This window comes from Conyzicola sp. (genome assembly GCF_057073975.1).
This window is the reverse complement of record NZ_JBXMIS010000063.1, coordinates 1-17,557: the sequence shown is the minus strand read 5'-3', so window position 1 is coordinate 17,557 and position 17,557 is coordinate 1. Positions and strand designations below refer to the sequence as shown.

Here is a 17,557-nt window from a genome sequence, read left to right as displayed (position 1 = left end):
CCGGGTGCCGCGCCGAAGCGCCACACAAGGCATACCCCCTAAAACGGGGGCTGTAATAGGGGGTCTTCGGGGTTACGGTTAGGACTCAGCAATCGTTCTTCATGAGTTTCGTGCCCGGGGGGCCCACGGAGCTTTTCACGTGAGGAGAGTGCAATGGCATCCCTTACAGAAATCCTGATACTCCGAGGCGTCGTTCCCATCGAGAACCTCGACACCATCTCCGGTTCGTGGGGTGAAGACGAGGAAGCCGTCAAGCAGCTCGTCGAGCGCGGCATTGTGACCGCCGTGCAGGTGGCATCCGCTCGCGCCGCGCAGGCCTCACTGCCTTTCGTCGAGCTCGTCGACTTCCCGGTGGAGCGAACCGCCGTTGCCCTGGTTCCGTCGGCCATCTGCCGTCGGTACACGATCATCCCGATCGGCATCGTCGGCGACACCCTTACCCTTGCCATGGCCGACCCCGGCGATGTCTTCGCCATCGACGACGTGCGAGCGATCGCCCGCATGCAGGTGCGCCCTGTCGTCGCAGAGGCGTCAGACATCAAGGCCGCTATCGACCGCTTCCACCGCGCAGACGGCGAGCTCAGCGATCTCACCAGCGCCATGGAGGAGGAGAGCGCCGGCACCGACGTCGTCGTCGCCGGGCAGGACGCTATCGAGGATGACGCGCCCATCGTTCGCTTCGTCAACCTGCTGATCAGCCAGGGCATCCAGGACAAGGCCTCGGACATCCACATCGAGCCTGCTGAGTTCGAGATGAAAGTCAGGTACCGCATCGACGGTGTGCTGCACGAGATGCAGTCGGCGCCCAAGGGAATCCAGAACGGCGTCATCTCCCGACTCAAGATCATGAGCGAGATCGACATCGCCGAGCGTCGCAAGCCGCAGGACGGCCGCATGTCGGTCAGTCACAGCGGCCGCAAGATCGACCTGCGCGTGGCAACGCTGCCAACGGTGTGGGGCGAGAAGGTCGTCATGCGAATCCTCGACAACTCGTCGAGCTCGCTGGCCATCGAGAACCTGGCGCTCATGCCACGCAACTTCGAGGCCTTCCGCCAGTCGTACACCAAGCCGTACGGCATGATCCTCGTCACTGGTCCCACGGGTTCCGGAAAGTCGACAACGCTCTACACGACGCTGCAAACAGTGGCAAAGCCGGAGATCAACGTCATCACCGTCGAGGACCCGGTCGAGTTCCGCATGGCGGGCATCAACCAGGTGCAGGTCAATCCCAAGGCTGGCCTCACGTTCGCGAGCGCGCTTCGGTCGATCCTGCGATCCGACCCGGATGTCGTGCTCATCGGTGAGATCCGGGACCACGAGACCGCTCAGATTGCTATCGAAGCATCCCTCACCGGTCACCTCGTGCTGTCGACCCTGCACACCAACGACGCGCCGAGCGCGGTCACGCGACTCACCGAGATGGATATCGAGCCATTCCTCGTCGGATCCGCACTCGACTGCGTGGTCGCCCAGCGACTCGCGCGCCGGTTGTGCGAGCGCTGCAAGGAGCCCTACCAGCCCAACGCGCAGGATCTCATCGCGCTCCGGGTCGGCTACGACGGCACGTACGCGCCTCCGACACTGCACCGCCCCGTCGGATGCACCAACTGCTCCAACACCGGGTACCGCGGTCGCATCGCGCTGCACGAGGTCATGACGGTGACAGAGGAGATCGAGCGCCTTGCCGTGCAGCGCGCATCGAGCACCGAGATCTCCCACGTAGCGATCAGCCAGGGCATGACCACCCTGCGCATGGATGGCTGGGAGAAGACGCTAATCGGACTGACATCGGTCGAAGAGATCCTGAGGGTGGTCGCATGAACAAGCCGGTCTATGACCTTTCATCGGGTGGGGAGGATGACGCGGTCGCCAACAGCGGTCGTCGCGCCGCCTCTCCCGGCTACGGCGCTCCGGTGGCCGTGCCCAACAACGCCGCCGCTGCGTTCCCGCCACCGTCGTTCGATGCCGGCGCACAGCCGCAGTCGTTCCCGCCACCGGAGTCGACGCTCACCCAGCCGCAGGCCACGTACCCGGCACCCTCTGTGCCGCCCGGCTTCGCGAGTCCGGCTGCCGCCCCCAAGGGCGACCCGTATGCCGCGTCGGCCGCCGACATCCTCTCCGCTCCAACGGTCGACCCATACGCCGCGGCCGCGGAGCTGTTCGGCGCCGCCAACGCGGAGGCGCTGACCGCGCCCATCGCCGACCCGTTCGCCGCGACAAACATGTCACCGTTCGGTGCCGGCGAGGCTCTCCTTGCTCCTCCCGCATCGAGGCGCAGCGCCCAGCAGCAGCTGCCCGCCCCCGAACTTCCGCCGCCTGGCGGAGCGCAGGTCCTCGGCCTCCCGGCCGAGGTTGCGCCCAATTTCGCTGCCTCGCCTGTCCAGCTGCTATCCGACCTAAGCCCCTCGGTCGGTTCTGGACAGGCGGGCAGCGATCCTGAGCTCGTTGCAGCGCTCAACGCGGTGGTCACATCGCGCGGATCGGACCTCCATGTGAGTGTCGGCGCACCGCCCTCAATCCGCGTCGACGGATCGCTCAAGCCGATCCCCGGGGTCGCCCCGTGGGACGCCGACAAGGTCAACGCTTCCCTCGGCAGCATCCTGACGCCCGCTCTGCGCGAGGTGTTCGAGAAGAACCTCGAACTCGACTTCGCGTACACGCTGTCGGAGACTTCCCGCTTCCGCGTCAACTTCTACATGCAGCGCAACGTCATGGGTGCGGCGTTCCGCCTTATTCCGACCCAGATCAAGCAGCTCGACGCGCTCGGTGTTCCCGACAGGATCGCCGAGTTCGCCCAACTTCCCCGCGGTCTCGTGCTCGTCACGGGCCCGACCGGTTCTGGCAAGTCGACGACGCTCGCGGCGCTCATCGACCTCGTCAACTCGACCCGCTCCGACCACATCGTGACCGTCGAAGACCCGATCGAGTTCATTCACGGCAACAAGAAGTCGCTCGTGAACCAGCGCGAGGTCGGTCACGACACCCACAGCTTCAACAACGCGCTCAAGCACGTTCTTCGTCAAGACCCCGACGTCATCCTCATCGGTGAGCTTCGAGACCTCGAGACGATCTCCGTCGCCCTGACGGCGGCAGAGACCGGCCACCTCGTCTTCGCGACACTGCACACGCAGGATGCCGCGCAGACCATCGACCGTGTCATCGACGTTTTCCCACCCCACCAACAGGGCCAGGTGCGGGCACAGCTCGCAGCGACCCTGCAGGGTGTCGTCTGCCAGACCCTCGTGAAGAAGGTCGGCGGCGGCGGTCGAGCCGTCGCAACCGAGGTGCTCGTGACGACGCCCGCCGTCGGCAACCTCATCCGCGAGGGCAAGACCTACCAGATTCGATCGGTCATGCAGGCTGGCCGTGAGTACGGCATGCACACGATGGATCAGCACCTTGCCGAGCTCGTCAACGCGGGCATTATCAGCCACAGTGCCGCCGCTGAGAAGGCGCACGACCTCGAAGACCTCAAGCAGCTCATCCAGCGGCTTGGTGACAGCGGCAGTAAGAACTTCAGCCAGGAGAACCACTGATGGCGGCTGCAACAAAGACCTACTCGTACAGCGCGAGGGACTCGGCCGGCAAGGTCGTCAAGGGCCGGGTCGACGCCACGACGGAGGCCGCCGTCGTCGGCAAGCTCCGCTCGATGGGTGTGACGCCGATCAACGTGTCGGAAGCCGGCACGGGCATGAACCGCGACATCAGTTTCGGCTCCTTCGGCAAGCGCGTCGGGCAGAAGGACCTCGCCGTCATGGCGCGGCAGATGGCGACGATGGTCGGTGCCGGTCTCTCGCTGATCCGCACCCTGACGATCCTGGCCGAGCAGACGGAGAACAAGGAGCTTGCCCGGATTCTCGGGCTAATCCGCTCCGACGTCGAGAGCGGTTCCGCCCTCTCTGACTCGATGATCAAGCACCCGACGGTCTTCCCGCCGCTCATGATCCACCTCGTCCGATCCGGAGAAACGGGTGGATTCCTCGATACGTCGCTCGGCGGTGCCGCCGACAACCTCGAGGCCGACGTCAAGCTGCGTGACACCATCAAGTCGGCCATGACCTACCCGGTCATCGTGCTCATCATCGCCGGAATCTCGGTAGTCGGCATGCTGCTGTTCATCGTCCCCATCTTCCAGAAGATGTTCGCCGACCTCGGCAGCCAGCTCCCGCTGCCGACCCAGATCCTCGTCGTGCTGTCCCAGGCGATGCCGTGGATCGCACTCGTGCTCGTTCCGGCGATCATTGTCTTCAACGTCTGGTGGCGTGCCAACAAGCACACAGATCGGGTGCGCAGCGTCGTCGACCCCATCAAGCTCAAGCTGCCCGTGTTCGGCATCCTGTTCAAGAAGGTCGCCGTTGCCCGGTTCGCCCGAAACTTCTCGACGATGATGGGCGCCGGCGTGCCCATCCTGCAATCGCTTGCCATCGTGGGAGAGACGTCTGGCAGCTGGGTCGTCGAGCAGTCGCTCAAGAAGGTGCAGGAGTCGGTGCGCCAGGGCAAGAGCGTCTCGGGACCGCTGGCGCAGGAGCCGGTTTTCCCCGCCATGGTCGTGCAGATGATCGCGGTCGGTGAAGACTCTGGAGCCATGGAGATCATGCTCGACAAGGTCGCCGAGTTCTACGAGGCCGAGGTTGAGCAGACCACCAATGCCCTCACCTCGCTCATCGAGCCGCTGATGATCGCGTTCATCGGCGTCGTCATCGGCGGCATGATCGTCGCGCTGTACCTTCCTGTCTTCTCCATCTTCAACGAGATCAAGTAGCGCCCCCGGATTGGGGGCAGTAGACAGCTCCGTCACCCCCATTTGAGGGATTCCGCAGCAAATGCATTCGCAGCACGATTAGCGGTGGGGGTCATTTATAACGGGGACCACCTGTCCATATCACTACAACTGACAGGAAAACAATCATGTTCATGAACATCAACCGCAGCATTGCGGAGAGCAAGGCTCGCCGCGAGAACAACGAAGAGGGCTTCACCCTCATCGAGCTTCTCGTCGTCGTGCTCATCATCGGCGTTCTCTCTGCGATCGCCATCCCGATCTTCCTCAACCAGCAGAAGGCCGCCAAGATCTCCGCGATCGAGTCCGACCTGAGCAGCGCGAAGACCGCACTCGTGGCCGACATGGTCTCGAACCCGGACTTCGACATCGCGCTCGTGGACTTCACGGCGCTCGATGGCTTCAAGGGCTCGAACGACGTCACCCTGGCGTTCGTTGGAACTCCGACCCCCGACTCCTTCTGCATCGTCGGAACGCACACTGACGTCGACTCGACCGTCGCAGAAGACCAGCGTTCGGTCGGCGACACCGGTGGTGTCGTCCGTTCCGCCGACTGCACCACGCCGTAACAACAAGCTCTACAACTCCACGGATGGGGCATCGAGAAATCGATGCCCCATCTGCGGCTTTTAGCAATAGCATCAACATCAGGGGGTGAACATGGCACAACGCTCAGATTCGCGAGCTGACGACGGCTTCGGCCTCGTCGAGGTGCTCGTCGCCATGGCGCTGCTCATGATCGTCGCCCTCTCGATGCTCCCTGTCATGGTTGGCGCTCTCCGGGCTTCAGCCACCAACATCTCGGTAGCCACCGCGACTCAGATCGCCTCCGACCAGATGGACTATGCCCGCACGCTTCCCGCCACCTGCGCCGCCATCCAGAACTTCAGCACCTATCCCAACGGCAACCTGCTCGACGATCCACGCAACGTCACCTTGCGCATCGAGCGCCAGGCTGGCGCGTGCCCGGCGACCTTCCCCAACACGATCTCGCTCAAGACCGATGTCGTGCTCGACTCCACCGGCCAGATCCTGGCCACGACCGAGACTCTCGTCTTCGTTAGCTCGGTGAACTGATGATCAGGGCCATTCGCACACGACTCGTGATCACCGACGAGAACCACGGCGACCACGGCTTCAGCATGGTGGAGCTGCTCGTCTATGCCATGCTCTCGGTCGTCATCCTCACCATCACCGGTGGCATGCTCATCATGTCGATCACCACGCGAATGCAGGTCACTGATCTCTCGCAGATGGCGAGCACCGGGCAGGTCATCGCCCTGTCAGTGCAGGAGGGCGTGCGCAACGCCTCCGGCCCACTTTCCGCCACAACTCCGGAACAGACGGTCGGCATCTCGGTCGGAGCGAACACACCAACCGGGCAGCTCATGCGTGCCCGCGTCGCGGTGGGGGCGCAGGACGGCTCCATCGTGTGGCGCTGCCAAGCCTGGTTCTACTCGCCAGAGACCAAGTCCGTCTACTCCGCTGTTGACGCTGACAGCATGATCGAGGATCCGGTCGGCTTTACGGAGACCGGCAACATCCACTCCCCGAACGTTGGCACCCGCCGCTGGCTCCTTCTCGGTGAGGGAGTGGAGCTCAACGAGGTTGCCACGTTCTTCGGCCTCGGTGGAGACAACGGCAGTGTGACCCTGCACTTCGCAATGACCAACGAGGACGACATCCAGCTCGTGCTCATCCCCAGCACCATCGTCAAGCGCTCGCTTGTGGCCGAAGGAACAGGACCAGACGTATGCTACTGACTCGACTCCGTGACAGGCTCCGCCGCACGACTCAGGAATCCGAACGCGGCACCGTCATCATCAGCGTGATCGCCGTGGGCTCGGTGGTGCTGATGGTCTGTGCACTGCTTGCCGGTTCCGCCGTCAACGCACTGACGGTCTCCTCGATCACGCGCGCGTCGGTGCAGTCGCGCGCCGCTGCCGACGCAGGCATCGACACCGTGTGGGCAGCCATGGTCAACAGCACCTTCTACTGCGAGAAGACCATCACCCTCAGCAGCGGTCAGTCGTACGACGTCGAGGTCGACTACTACGACAAGGATGACAACGCTCTCCCGTGCAGCGGAACATCCTCCCTGAGCGGCGTGCCAGCCAAAGCCGTCATCACGTCGCTGGGAACCGCGACCGACGGCGCCGTCGGTTCGGCAACATCGGGCGAGGAGCGCACGGTCATCGCCTTCCTCGACATTGTCATCAACAACAACAAGGCAACACTCGACAAGGTCTTCTTCAGCGATGGTTCCTACATCGTCAACAACAGCACGCAGGTGATCGACTCGACCGGCCTCGGCCAGGCAAACCTCTACAGCAACACGAACATCGACTGCACCACCGGTATCGCCCTGCAGGGCAGCGTCTATGTGCAGGGCAACTTCGCCGCGCACAACAACTGCTTCGTCACGGGCAGCGTCTGGGCTGGCGGCTCGGTTACCTCCGACAACGAGCTCAAGGTGACCGGCGACCTCATGTCGATGGGCGGCACGGGTCCCACCCCGTCTGGTGTGCAGCTCAACCAGTCGTGGGTCGGCGGCAGCGTCGTTGCCAACGGCAACATCACGGGCACCACCGCCAATGGTTACACCTGCTCCGCGACCGGGTATGTAGCGAAGGTCTGCGGCAGCGTCGTCTCCATCGAGGGCAGCGTCTCAATCGACAACGCCACCAAGGTGGCCGGCAGCATCCTCGCGTACAAGGACATCGACCTCGGCAACACCAACTCCAACCTCATCGTGGGCGGAAACGTCGTCTCGACCACGGGCAAGCTGTTGGCCAAGAACTCCACCGGTTCCGGGCTTCGCGTCGGTGGGTATGTCGCTGTTTCAGGACTGTCCCAGGTTCTGAAGGCGAACATCTCGAACAAGGCGTCGTCGTGTGCGACCTCGAGCGCCGGCCTCGTAGCCTGCTCGCCATCTCAGCCCCCGCTCCCGCTTGTCGGCCTCCCGTCCGCCCTCAACTTCCCGACCAACACCCGGGTCGTCGCGCCGCCGCGTGAAAGCCTGGTGCGTGTCGAGAGCAGCGCCGTCGCGCTGACCAACTGGACCGGCTACACGATCGAGTCGGTCACCTGCGCCAACGTGCTCAACCGCCTCAAGGCAGGGTGGACGGGCAAGCTTCTCCTCACGGTCACGGGCTGCACCGCCCCGCTCAACTGGAACAAGACGACGATCAAGGCCGTTATGGGTAGCCAGGACTACATCTCGCTGCCCGGCGACCTCGTCATCATGAACCCGGCTGGATGGGACAACAAGAACCAGACTGCCTTCGTCGGCACCGCAGGGGCAAAGAAGAACCTTCAGCTCATCGTGCCGTCCGACTCCAAGCTCGCCGACGGCACAACGCCGCTCGTCACCTGGAGCAGCCCTATTGCCACCGACCCCAATTACACCAAGCCGACCTGTGCGGCTGGTACGTACGGCGACCTGCTGTTCGACAACCTCGACCTCACCAATGTGCAGACCTTCCTCTACACGCCGTGCGAGTTCGAGCAGAAGAACCAGATGTCCGGCTTCTTCGGCCAGATCTACTCCGGTTCGGCCAAGTACCCGAACAACGCCACGATGACCTTCGTCAAGATGGATGTACCCGGCGCGACCAAGAGCACGGCCACTCCTCCAGGACCGCCTGTCGTCGCGACGGAGACCGCACGTTTCGACGCTCGAGGCTAGCTTGTTCGTAGCAACACTCATTGTGGCCGGAGTTCTCGGTCTCGCGATCGGCTCCTTCCTGAACGTGGTCGTCTACCGCGTACCGGCGGGCAAGTCGATCGTGAGCCCCCCGAGCGCCTGCCCGAACTGCGGCGAAGGCATCCGGCGGCGCGACAATATTCCGGTGCTGTCGTGGCTCATCCTGCGGGGCCGCTGCCGAGACTGTGGCGCTCCCATCTCCGCGCGCTATCCACTGGTGGAGGGGGTCACCGCCCTCGCGTTCATCGGGGTGGCAGCATTCTTCGCGCCGGCGCTCGAATCCGCGACCGACCCCCGACAGTTTGCCGCTGCACTGCTCGTGCTCGTCGCCTACCTTTATCTGGCGGCGATCAGCATTGCTCTGACGCTCATCGACATCGACGTTCATCGCCTGCCCGACGTGCTCGTGCTTCCGAGCTACATTGTCGGCGCGGTCACCCTGACGGCGGCCGCAATTCTCGCCGGCGACTTCTCCCGCCTCCTCGGTGCCGGAATCGCCGCGGCGGCGCTCTTCTCCGCATATTTCTTGCTCCGATTCGGCTATCCGCGCGGTATGGGCTTTGGTGACGTGAAGCTTTCGGGCGTGCTTGGCCTCTACCTTGGCTGGATCGGACTCGGCTCCGTGCTCGTAGGATCCTTTGCACCGTTTCTCGTCGGCGGTCTCTTCGCCATTGCGCTGATTATTGTGCGCAAAGCGAACCGCAAATCGCGCATTCCGTTCGGGCCGTGGATGGTGATCGGCGCGTGGATCGGAATCTTTGCTGGTGAAACGATCTTCGCGGGATACCTTAGAGTCGTGGGACTCGGCTAGCGAAGCGAATCGAGTCGGGGCAGCAATGGCAGTTTTGGGGGAGACATGGCAAAGGGAATAGTCGGGCTCGACATTGGGCTCGAGCGTATTCGGGCAGTCGAGGTCGAGGGCGCGGGCAAGGCGCGTCCCGTGGTAGTCCGGATGGCGTCCATCCCACTTCCCGACGGCGCCGTCCGCAGCGGCGAGGTGCGCGAGGTGCACACCGTTGCCACCGCCATCAGAAAGCTCTGGTCGACCGCTGGATTCAAATCGAAAGACGTCGTGCTCGGGCTCGGCAACCAGCGCGTGATCGCGCGTGACCTGACTGTGCCAAAGGCATCCCTCAGCCAGATTCGCGAGGGCCTTCCATTCCAGGTGCAGGATATGCTCCCGGTTCCCGTGGGGGACGCCCTGCTCGACTTCTACCCGATTTCCGAAGGCGTCAACGAGTCAGGGCCAGTGGCAAACGGGCTTCTCGTCGCCGCAATCAAGGAGTCTGTTCTCGCGAACGTCAACTCCGTGCGTCAGGCGGGACTCAACCCTGTGCAGGTCGACCTCATTCCGTTCGCGCTCACCCGGGTTCTCGCTAGGGGAGGTGCCGAGAACGGCACGGTCATCCTTGTCGACATAGGGGCAAGCACGACCAACGTGGTCGTCGTGACGGACGGTGTTCCGCAGTTCGTTCGCATGATCCCCGCGGGTGGCGACGATCTGACCAAAGCGCTGACCGCGCGATTGGAGATCAGTCCAGCGCAGGCGGACCAGGCCAAACGCGCTCGGGGACTGAGCTTCGCGCCGCCCACCTCCGAGGGCGAGCGGATGCTGGCAGAGGTGATAGCCGTCACCACGAACGAGCTCATCACCTCCCTTCGCAACACGATCAACTACTACGCGAACAGCCGACCGCAGCTGCAGACGCGCGCGCTCATCCTCACCGGTGGCGGTGCAGACCTACAGGGGTTCTCGCGGGCACTTTCTGAGGCTCTGCGAATGCAGGTGATTCCAGCCGATGCGTTCAGCACCGTCGAGATTTCGAAGGCGGCAACCAAGACTCCGCTCGCAGATCGACAGTCGATGACAGTCGCGCTCGGCCTTGCACTAGGGAGCTTCGCATGAGCGACAAGAACAAGTCGGGCGACAAGCTCGTTTACGGAGCCTCGCCCCGAGCCGACCTGCTTCCTCCGGAACTGAAGGCAGAGTCGAAGGTTCGCGCGCAGCGTCGCGGGCTCATCGGGATAGTTCTGCTGACGGTCGTTCTCGTTGCGGGCGTCTACGCCTACACTCTGATCTCGGCCACAGCTGCTGCGGTTCGCCTTGCCGTGGCGAACGCGCAGACCGAGAGCCTGCGCGAGCAGCAGCTCGAGTTCGTCGAGGTGCGCGAGCTCAAGCAGCAGCTCAAAGAGATCGAGGTATCGCAGCTGATCGGCGTATCAACCGAGATCGATTGGCAGGAGTACTTCAACCTCGTGCAGGCGAGTCTCCCGGCTGGTACGACGATCAACACTCTGACAGCAGAGACGGCGATTCCGGGCTCGGCGGAGAGTCAGGGTACGAACCCGCTCCAACCTGCGCAGGTGGGAACCATCAGCTTCTCGGCGTCATCTCCGACGCTGCCGAGCGTGTCGAGCTGGATCGACAGCCTTGCGAAGCTCCCCGGTTTCGCTGACGCGACCGCAAACTCGATCAAACTGGATGACTCCACCGGCATCTACACGGTCGACATCACCATGCACGTCAACTACGGGGCACTTGCCAACCGGTTTGGAGCTCCGGCTGTCGATGACGAGGCTGCAGTGGATGGCGAAACGCCTGCCGCAGAGAATGAAGATGAGGCCGCAGAATGAACTCCAACAGGCTCTGGGTGATCGGCACCGCGATTGTCGTTCTCGCGGTGCTCGCCCTCGGATGGTTTCTCGGCATTCAGCCGCTCTTGGCGACGACCGCGACAGCCATCAGCAACGCTGAGGCGGTCGACGCGGTCAACGCCGATGAGCAGGCCACGCTTCTGCAGCTAAAGAAGGAATACGAGGACATCGAGAACATCCGTGATCAGGTGGATGAAGCCGAGGTGTCTATTCCGACTCGGGCAAATCTCTCCTCTTTCATCCTTCAGGTGAACAGCCTCGCTGCCGCGACTGGCGTCATAGTCTCTACCATCTCAACCGGGGACGGCGTGCTCTATGTGGCGCCAGAAGGCGCAACCATCCTCGACGAGGATGGCGAGCCGAAAGCTGCACCCAAGGCACCAGCGAACCTGGTCTTCGTGCCGATGAACATCAAGGTGAGTGGACCGTATGCATCCGTGCTCGCCTTTATGAAGGGGCTACAGTCTGGCGACCGCCTGTTCATGGTCAACCAGGTGGCGGTAGCACTCGAGGGTGGTGCCGAGCCCGACCCGAAGTCCAAGGTTCCGGTTGTCGTGACCTTTGGCGGGGAGATCACCGGGCAGATCTACGTGCTCTTTGACCCGAACTCGCCAGACATTGTCGAGGACGCCGATGGAGACGTGCCGACCCCAGAGGTCTCCCCGTCCCCCGCCCCGTCCCCGTCATCCAGCCCGTCGGCAAGTCCCGCGGCCTAGATTCGCGCTCCAGCAAGGGCACCTCCCGTTCGGGGGGTGCCCTTGCTAGGCTGACACCGTTCGACCGGATGCCCGCACGGGCTGCGAAGGAGAGTCACCATGGCAGAGAAGACCCCAGCAGAGCCCGTCGTCGTCGAGCCGACAGACGCCGTGCCCGCGACGGAGGAGACCGCTGCCACACCGGCTCCCAAGCGCACCACCGCCAAGAAGCCGGCGAACGAACCGGCCGACGAGACCGACACGGTCGCCGTCGAGGACGTTCCCGTTACCGAGGAGCCCATCACCGCGTCCAGCGACCCGGAGACGACCGTGCTCGCTGAGACGACGCCGGCCGAGCACCCGGTGCAGGAGGTCATCGTCGTCGATGCCCCGGTGCTGCCGAAGAAGCGCGGCAACCGTCTTGCCGGCATCGGCTTCGCCCTGCTGGCGAGCATCGTCTTCACCGCCCTCTTCGCGGTCGCGGTCTTCCTCATCGGCCTCGTCAGCAACGGAAGGCCGAGCATCGGCTTCCTGTACTCACCGACCTTCTACTGGCCGGTCGTGCTGTTCTTCCTCTCGCTTGTCATCATCATCGCGGTCGTGAACACCGCTGGATGGTGGACCTACATCTTCACCAGCGTGCTGGTCGCCGCCGGCGTCTACTTCGGCACAGCAGCGGTGCTCCTCGTGTCGTCTGGTGTGCTGTCGATGTCGCGCCAGGAGGCCGACGCCGTCTACTTCGCGGCACTGCTGAACCCCATCACTATCGCGGCCGCGCTCATCGCGCGCGAGGTGGCGATCTGGACCGGCGCCATCCTCGCCCGTCGCGGCCGCACGGTGCGCGTGCGCAATGCGGAGGCGCGCGCAAACTACGAGCGCGAGCAGGCAGAGCTCGTTCCCACCGCCTAGCGGTCATGTCGACGACGGAGCGCATCCTTCCCGCGCTCATGGCCGTCGTCTACGGCGCAGCACTCATTGCGACCTGGGGCTTCACGAGCCTCGTGCTCAATGCCGATGTGATCGCAGAGAGAGACGCGGGGCCGCTGCTCGGTCCGTCGATGGCCGCCGCCGCCGTGCTCGTCACGTGGTGGTGGCTTTCCCGGCTGCGGCGGGGACGCCGTCCGTGGGGCAGCGCGGTGCTCGCCGCCGTATCCGTGTGGCTCGTCATGCTCCTCGTCGGGGGCATCGGCTACGCCGTGACGCGCGCGGAGCCCTCCTGGGTGCTGCTGTTCGCTGGCCGGTATGCGCCGAGTGCGTTCCTGCTGCTGCCTGCCGTGCTCGCGGGTGTCGTCGTTGTGGTGACATCCGTGCTCGCAGGGCGTTCGCCCGGGGCGAGATCATTTGACCGCCGATAGCGGGAAGACTAGTATTTTGCAGGTGTGCGCTTTGTCGTGCGCTCGTGGCATGCTCCGGCATCGACGAGTAGCGATACAAGCACACTAGGGTGCATTCCTTCGGAATGACCCCCACGGCATACCTCCCATCGCAACGAAACGACACATATCTGTGTCGCGAGTTGGGGAGGTCTGGATGTAAAACATCACACCGCTGTCACCGTGCAGCACCTACAAGGAGTTATTAGTGCCAACCATTCAGCAGTTGGTCCGTAAGGGCCGCAGCCCGAAGGTCGTCAAGACCAAGGCGCCTGCACTCAAGTCGAACCCGCAGCAGCGCGGTGTTTGCACCCGCGTCTACACGACCACCCCGAAGAAGCCGAACTCGGCCCTCCGCAAGGTCGCCCGCGTCAAGCTCTCCAACGGCACCGAGGTCACGGCCTACATCCCGGGTGAGGGTCACAACCTGCAGGAGCACTCGATGGTGCTCGTTCGCGGCGGTCGCGTGAAGGACCTCCCCGGTGTGCGCTACAAGATCGTTCGCGGCGCACTCGACACCCAGGCGGTCAAGAACCGTAAGCAAGCGCGTAGCCGCTACGGAGCGAAGATGGACAAGAAGTAATGCCACGTAAAGGACCAGCACCGAAGCGTCCCGTAGTTGCGGACCCGGTCTACGGAGCACCCATCGTCAGCCAGCTCGTCAACAAGATCCTGCTCGACGGCAAGAAGGGCCTCGCTGAGCGCATCGTCTACGGTGCACTCGAGGGCGTCGCCGCCAAGAACGGACAGGATGCTGTCGTCACCCTGAAGAAGGCGCTCGACAACGTGCGCCCCACACTTGAGGTTCGCAGCCGCCGTGTCGGTGGATCGACGTACCAGGTGCCGGTCGAGGTCAAGCCTCACCGCGCCAACACGCTCGCACTCCGCTGGCTCACGAGCTACGCCAAGGCGCGTCGCGAGAAGACCATGACCGAGCGTCTCACCAACGAGATCCTCGACGCATCGAACGGCCTCGGCGCCGCGGTGAAGCGTCGTGAGGACACTCACAAGATGGCTGAGTCGAACAAGGCTTTTGCGCACTATCGCTGGTAAGCGATAGCGGGAGGCCATTTCGGGCCTCCCGGCAAAAGGCCGAGACCGTCTCGGTCGAGGGTTCAGCTGAGCCCGATACATTCAAACTTCTATCGGAGGAATTCCGTGGCACAAGACGTGCTCACCGACCTGAACAAGGTCCGCAACATTGGCATCATGGCCCACATCGATGCCGGCAAGACCACCACGACCGAGCGCATCCTGTTCTACACGGGTATCACGCACAAGATCGGCGAGGTTCACGACGGCGCAGCCACGATGGACTGGATGGCACAGGAGCAGGAGCGTGGCATCACGATCACCTCCGCTGCAACCACGTGTTTCTGGAACAAGCACCAGATCAACATCATCGACACCCCCGGTCACGTCGACTTCACCGTCGAGGTGGAGCGCTCGCTCCGCGTGCTCGACGGCGCTGTCGCGGTGTTCGACGGCAAGGAGGGCGTTGAGCCCCAGTCCGAGACCGTCTGGCGCCAGGCCGACAAGTACGACGTTCCCCGCATCTGCTTCGTCAACAAGATGGACAAGCTCGGCGCGGACTTCTACTTCACCGTCGACACGATCGTCAAGCGCCTCGGCGCCCGCCCGCTCGTCATCCAGATCCCGATCGGCTTCGAGAACACCTTCGAGGGTGTTGTCGACATCGTCGAGATGCGCGCGCTCACGTGGCGCGGCGACTCGAAGGGTGACGTCGAGATGGGCGCGAAGTACGAGATCGAGCCGATCCCGGCCGACCTCGTCGACAAGGCAAACGAGTACCGTGCAACCCTCCTCGAGGTCGTCGCCGAGACCAGCGACGAGCTGCTCGAGCGCTTCATGGAGGGCGACACCGACTTCTCGGTCGCCGAGATCAAGGCTGCGATCCGCAAGCTCACCGTCAACAGCGAGATCTACCCGGTGCTCTGCGGCTCCGCGTTCAAGAACCGCGGCGTGCAGCCGATGCTCGACGCAGTCGTCGACTACCTCCCCAGCCCGCTCGACGTGCCCGCAACCGAGGGCCACGACGTGCGCGACGAGGAGAAGGTCATCGAGCGTCACCCCGACTCGACCGAGCCGTTCGCCGCGCTCGCGTTCAAGGTCGCGGTTCACCCGTTCCTCGGTCGCCTCACCTACATCCGCGTGTACTCCGGTCACGCCGACTCCGGTGCGGAGCTGATGAAGCCAAACAAGGGCAAGAAGGAGCGCATCGGAAAGATCTTCCAGATGCACGCCAACAAGGAGAACCCGGTCGACACCGTCACCGCTGGCCACATCTACGCGGTCATCGGCCTCAAGGACACCACCACCGGCGACACGCTGAGCGACCCGAACAACCAGGTCGTCCTCGAGTCGATGACGTTCCCTGAGCCCGTCATCGAGGTTGCCATCGAGCCGAAGACCAAGGCCGACCAGGAGAAGCTGGGTGTCGCCATCCAGAAGCTCGCTGAGGAGGACCCGACCTTCCGCACCGAGCAGAACGTCGACACCGGCCAGACGGTCATCAAGGGAATGGGCGAGCTTCACCTCGACATCCTCGTCGACCGCATGAAGCGCGAGTTCAACGTCGAGGCGAACGTCGGCAAGCCCCAGGTGGCCTACCGCGAGACGATCCGCCGCATCGTCGACAAGCACGACTACACCCACAAGAAGCAGACGGGTGGATCGGGCCAGTTCGCCAAGGTCCAGATCTCGCTCGAGCCTCTTGAGGTCACCCCGGACACGATCTACGAGTTCGAGAACAAGGTCACGGGTGGTCGCATCCCCCGCGAGTACATCGGATCCATCGACGCTGGTTTCCAGGCGTCCATGGCGGTCGGCGTTCTCGCTGGCTACCCGATGGTCGGCGTGAAGGGCATCATCCTCGATGGTGCTGCTCACGACGTCGACTCGTCTGAAATGGCGTTCAAGATCGCCGGCTCGATGGCATTCAAGGAAGCGGCTCGCAAGGCCGATCCCGTGCTGCTCGAGCCGCTGATGGCCGTCGAGGTTCGTACTCCAGAGGAGTACATGGGCGACGTCATCGGCGACCTCAACTCCCGCCGTGGACAGATCCAGTCCATGGAGGACGCAACCGGCGTCAAGGTCGTCACGGCCAAGGTGCCACTGTCGGAGATGTTCGGGTATGTTGGCGACCTGAGGTCCAAGACCTCTGGGCGCGCTGTGTACTCCATGTCGTTTGACAGCTACTCCGAGGTGCCGCGCGCGGTTGCCGACGAAATCATCCAGAAGAACAAGGGCGAATGACGTCAATGACGTCGTTCGCCGGTCGAAGCTCCGGTCACTGACCGGCGCTTCGACCGGGCTCCTACTTCTGGAGCCCAGCGGTACCCAGCCAGAAACAACTAAAGTACATACACACCAATTCGCGAAGCATCCGAGATTCTCGGATGCCCAGCACCGAGTCCTGAGGAGGACCCACTGTGGCTAAGGCCAAGTTCGAGCGGAGCAAGCCGCACGTAAACATCGGAACGATCGGTCACGTTGACCACGGAAAGACGACGCTCACGGCGGCAATCTCCAAGGTCCTGGCCGACACGTTCCCGTCCGCAACCAACGTTCAGCGCGACTTCGCGTCGATCGACTCGGCGCCGGAAGAGCGCCAGCGCGGCATCACGATCAACATCTCGCACGTCGAGTACGAGACCGAGAAGCGCCACTACGCACACGTAGACGCCCCCGGCCACGCCGACTACATCAAGAACATGATCACCGGTGCCGCTCAGATGGATGGTGCAATCCTCGTGGTTGCAGCGACCGACGGCCCGATGGCACAGACCCGCGAGCACGTTCTCCTCGCCAAGCAGGTCGGCGTGCCGTACCTGCTCGTCGCGCTGAACAAGTCCGACATGGTCGACGACGAGGAGATCCTTGAGCTCGTTGAGCTCGAGGTTCGCGAGCTGCTCTCGAGCCAGGGCTTCGACGGTGACAACGCTCCTGTTGTCCGCGTCTCCGGCCTCAAGGCGCTCGAGGGCGACGCAGAGTGGACGAAGTCCATCCTCGAGCTCATGGCTGCCGTCGACGAGTCCGTTCCGGACCCGGTGCGCGACAAGGACAAGCCGTTCCTCATGCCGATCGAGGACGTCTTCACGATCACCGGTCGTGGAACCGTCGTGACGGGTCGCGCCGAGCGCGGCACCCTCGCGATCAACTCCGACGTCGAGATCGTGGGCATCCGTCCCGTCCAGAAGACCACGGTCACTGGTATCGAGATGTTCCACAAGCAGCTCGACGAGGCATGGGCCGGCGAGAACTGTGGTCTGCTGCTGCGCGGCACGAAGCGTGAGGACGTCGAGCGCGGCCAGGTTGTTGTCAAGCC

Annotated in this window: 17 protein-coding genes; all 17 read left to right on the top strand. The window is 63.6% G+C overall.

Annotated features, from left to right (window positions below; all coding sequences use genetic code 11):
- The first annotated feature begins 153 nt into the window (after positions 1-153).
- Entirely contained in the window at positions 154-1,821 is a 1,668-nt protein-coding gene (locus AC14A7_RS05765) for a GspE/PulE family protein (protein WP_484007110.1), read from the top strand.
- Positions 1,818-3,536, top strand: a complete 1,719-nt coding sequence (locus tag AC14A7_RS05760) for a type IV pilus twitching motility protein PilT (RefSeq protein ID WP_484007108.1) — start codon at positions 1,818-1,820, stop codon at positions 3,534-3,536. Before AC14A7_RS05765 ends, AC14A7_RS05760 begins: the two co-directional genes overlap by 4 nt.
- Positions 3,536-4,762 (top strand): type II secretion system F family protein, encoded by a 1,227-nt coding sequence (locus AC14A7_RS05755; protein WP_484007106.1) that lies wholly within the window; start codon positions 3,536-3,538, stop codon positions 4,760-4,762. The genes AC14A7_RS05760 and AC14A7_RS05755 overlap by 1 nt, the downstream gene beginning before the upstream one ends.
- 152 nt (positions 4,763-4,914) lie before the next feature.
- The gene (locus AC14A7_RS05750; RefSeq protein WP_484007104.1) at positions 4,915-5,349 is read left to right on the top strand and encodes a type IV pilin protein; all 435 of its coding nucleotides are present in this window, start codon (positions 4,915-4,917) and stop codon (positions 5,347-5,349) included.
- 91 nt (positions 5,350-5,440) lie between these two features.
- Positions 5,441-5,857, top strand: a complete 417-nt coding sequence (locus tag AC14A7_RS05745) for a type IV pilus modification PilV family protein (protein ID WP_484007102.1) — start codon at positions 5,441-5,443, stop codon at positions 5,855-5,857.
- Positions 5,857-6,543: a hypothetical protein gene (locus tag AC14A7_RS05740; protein WP_484007100.1), complete on the top strand. Its 687-nt coding sequence runs from the start codon at positions 5,857-5,859 to the stop codon at positions 6,541-6,543. Before AC14A7_RS05745 ends, AC14A7_RS05740 begins: the two co-directional genes overlap by 1 nt.
- Entirely contained in the window at positions 6,534-8,468 is a 1,935-nt protein-coding gene (locus AC14A7_RS05735) for a hypothetical protein (RefSeq protein WP_484007098.1), read from the top strand. The genes AC14A7_RS05740 and AC14A7_RS05735 overlap by 10 nt, the downstream gene beginning before the upstream one ends.
- A 22-nt stretch (positions 8,469-8,490) precedes the next feature.
- Positions 8,491-9,297 (top strand): prepilin peptidase, encoded by an 807-nt coding sequence (locus AC14A7_RS05730; protein ID WP_484007096.1) that lies wholly within the window; start codon positions 8,491-8,493, stop codon positions 9,295-9,297.
- 45 nt (positions 9,298-9,342) lie between these two features.
- A complete protein-coding gene (gene pilM / locus AC14A7_RS05725; protein ID WP_484007094.1) occupies positions 9,343-10,392 on the top strand; it encodes a type IV pilus assembly protein PilM in 1,050 nt (349 codons plus the stop codon).
- Positions 10,389-11,120 (top strand): hypothetical protein, encoded by a 732-nt coding sequence (locus tag AC14A7_RS05720; protein ID WP_484007092.1) that lies wholly within the window; start codon positions 10,389-10,391, stop codon positions 11,118-11,120. The genes pilM and AC14A7_RS05720 overlap by 4 nt, the downstream gene beginning before the upstream one ends.
- Positions 11,117-11,857: a hypothetical protein gene (locus tag AC14A7_RS05715; RefSeq protein WP_484007090.1), complete on the top strand. Its 741-nt coding sequence runs from the start codon at positions 11,117-11,119 to the stop codon at positions 11,855-11,857. Before AC14A7_RS05720 ends, AC14A7_RS05715 begins: the two co-directional genes overlap by 4 nt.
- Before the next feature lie 99 nt (positions 11,858-11,956).
- Positions 11,957-12,745 carry a hypothetical protein gene (locus AC14A7_RS05710; protein ID WP_484007088.1) on the top strand — a complete coding sequence of 263 codons (789 nt, stop codon included), beginning with the start codon at positions 11,957-11,959 and terminating at the stop codon, positions 12,743-12,745.
- A gap of 5 nt (positions 12,746-12,750) precedes the next feature.
- Positions 12,751-13,191: a DUF6121 family protein gene (locus AC14A7_RS05705; protein ID WP_484007086.1), complete on the top strand. Its 441-nt coding sequence runs from the start codon at positions 12,751-12,753 to the stop codon at positions 13,189-13,191.
- Positions 13,192-13,417: 226 nt separating this feature from the next.
- The gene (rpsL, locus tag AC14A7_RS05700) at positions 13,418-13,792 is read left to right on the top strand and encodes a 30S ribosomal protein S12 (RefSeq protein ID WP_484007084.1); all 375 of its coding nucleotides are present in this window, start codon (positions 13,418-13,420) and stop codon (positions 13,790-13,792) included.
- Positions 13,792-14,262: a 30S ribosomal protein S7 gene (gene rpsG, locus AC14A7_RS05695; protein ID WP_484007082.1), complete on the top strand. Its 471-nt coding sequence runs from the start codon at positions 13,792-13,794 to the stop codon at positions 14,260-14,262. The genes rpsL and rpsG overlap by 1 nt, the downstream gene beginning before the upstream one ends.
- Before the next feature lie 105 nt (positions 14,263-14,367).
- On the top strand, positions 14,368-16,485 hold the full coding sequence (fusA, locus tag AC14A7_RS05690) for an elongation factor G (RefSeq protein ID WP_484007080.1): 2,118 nt from the start codon (positions 14,368-14,370) through the stop codon (positions 16,483-16,485).
- A gap of 176 nt (positions 16,486-16,661) precedes the next feature.
- Positions 16,662-17,557 (top strand): elongation factor Tu (locus AC14A7_RS05685; protein ID WP_484007078.1); only part of this gene is annotated, 896 nt, incomplete at its 3' end.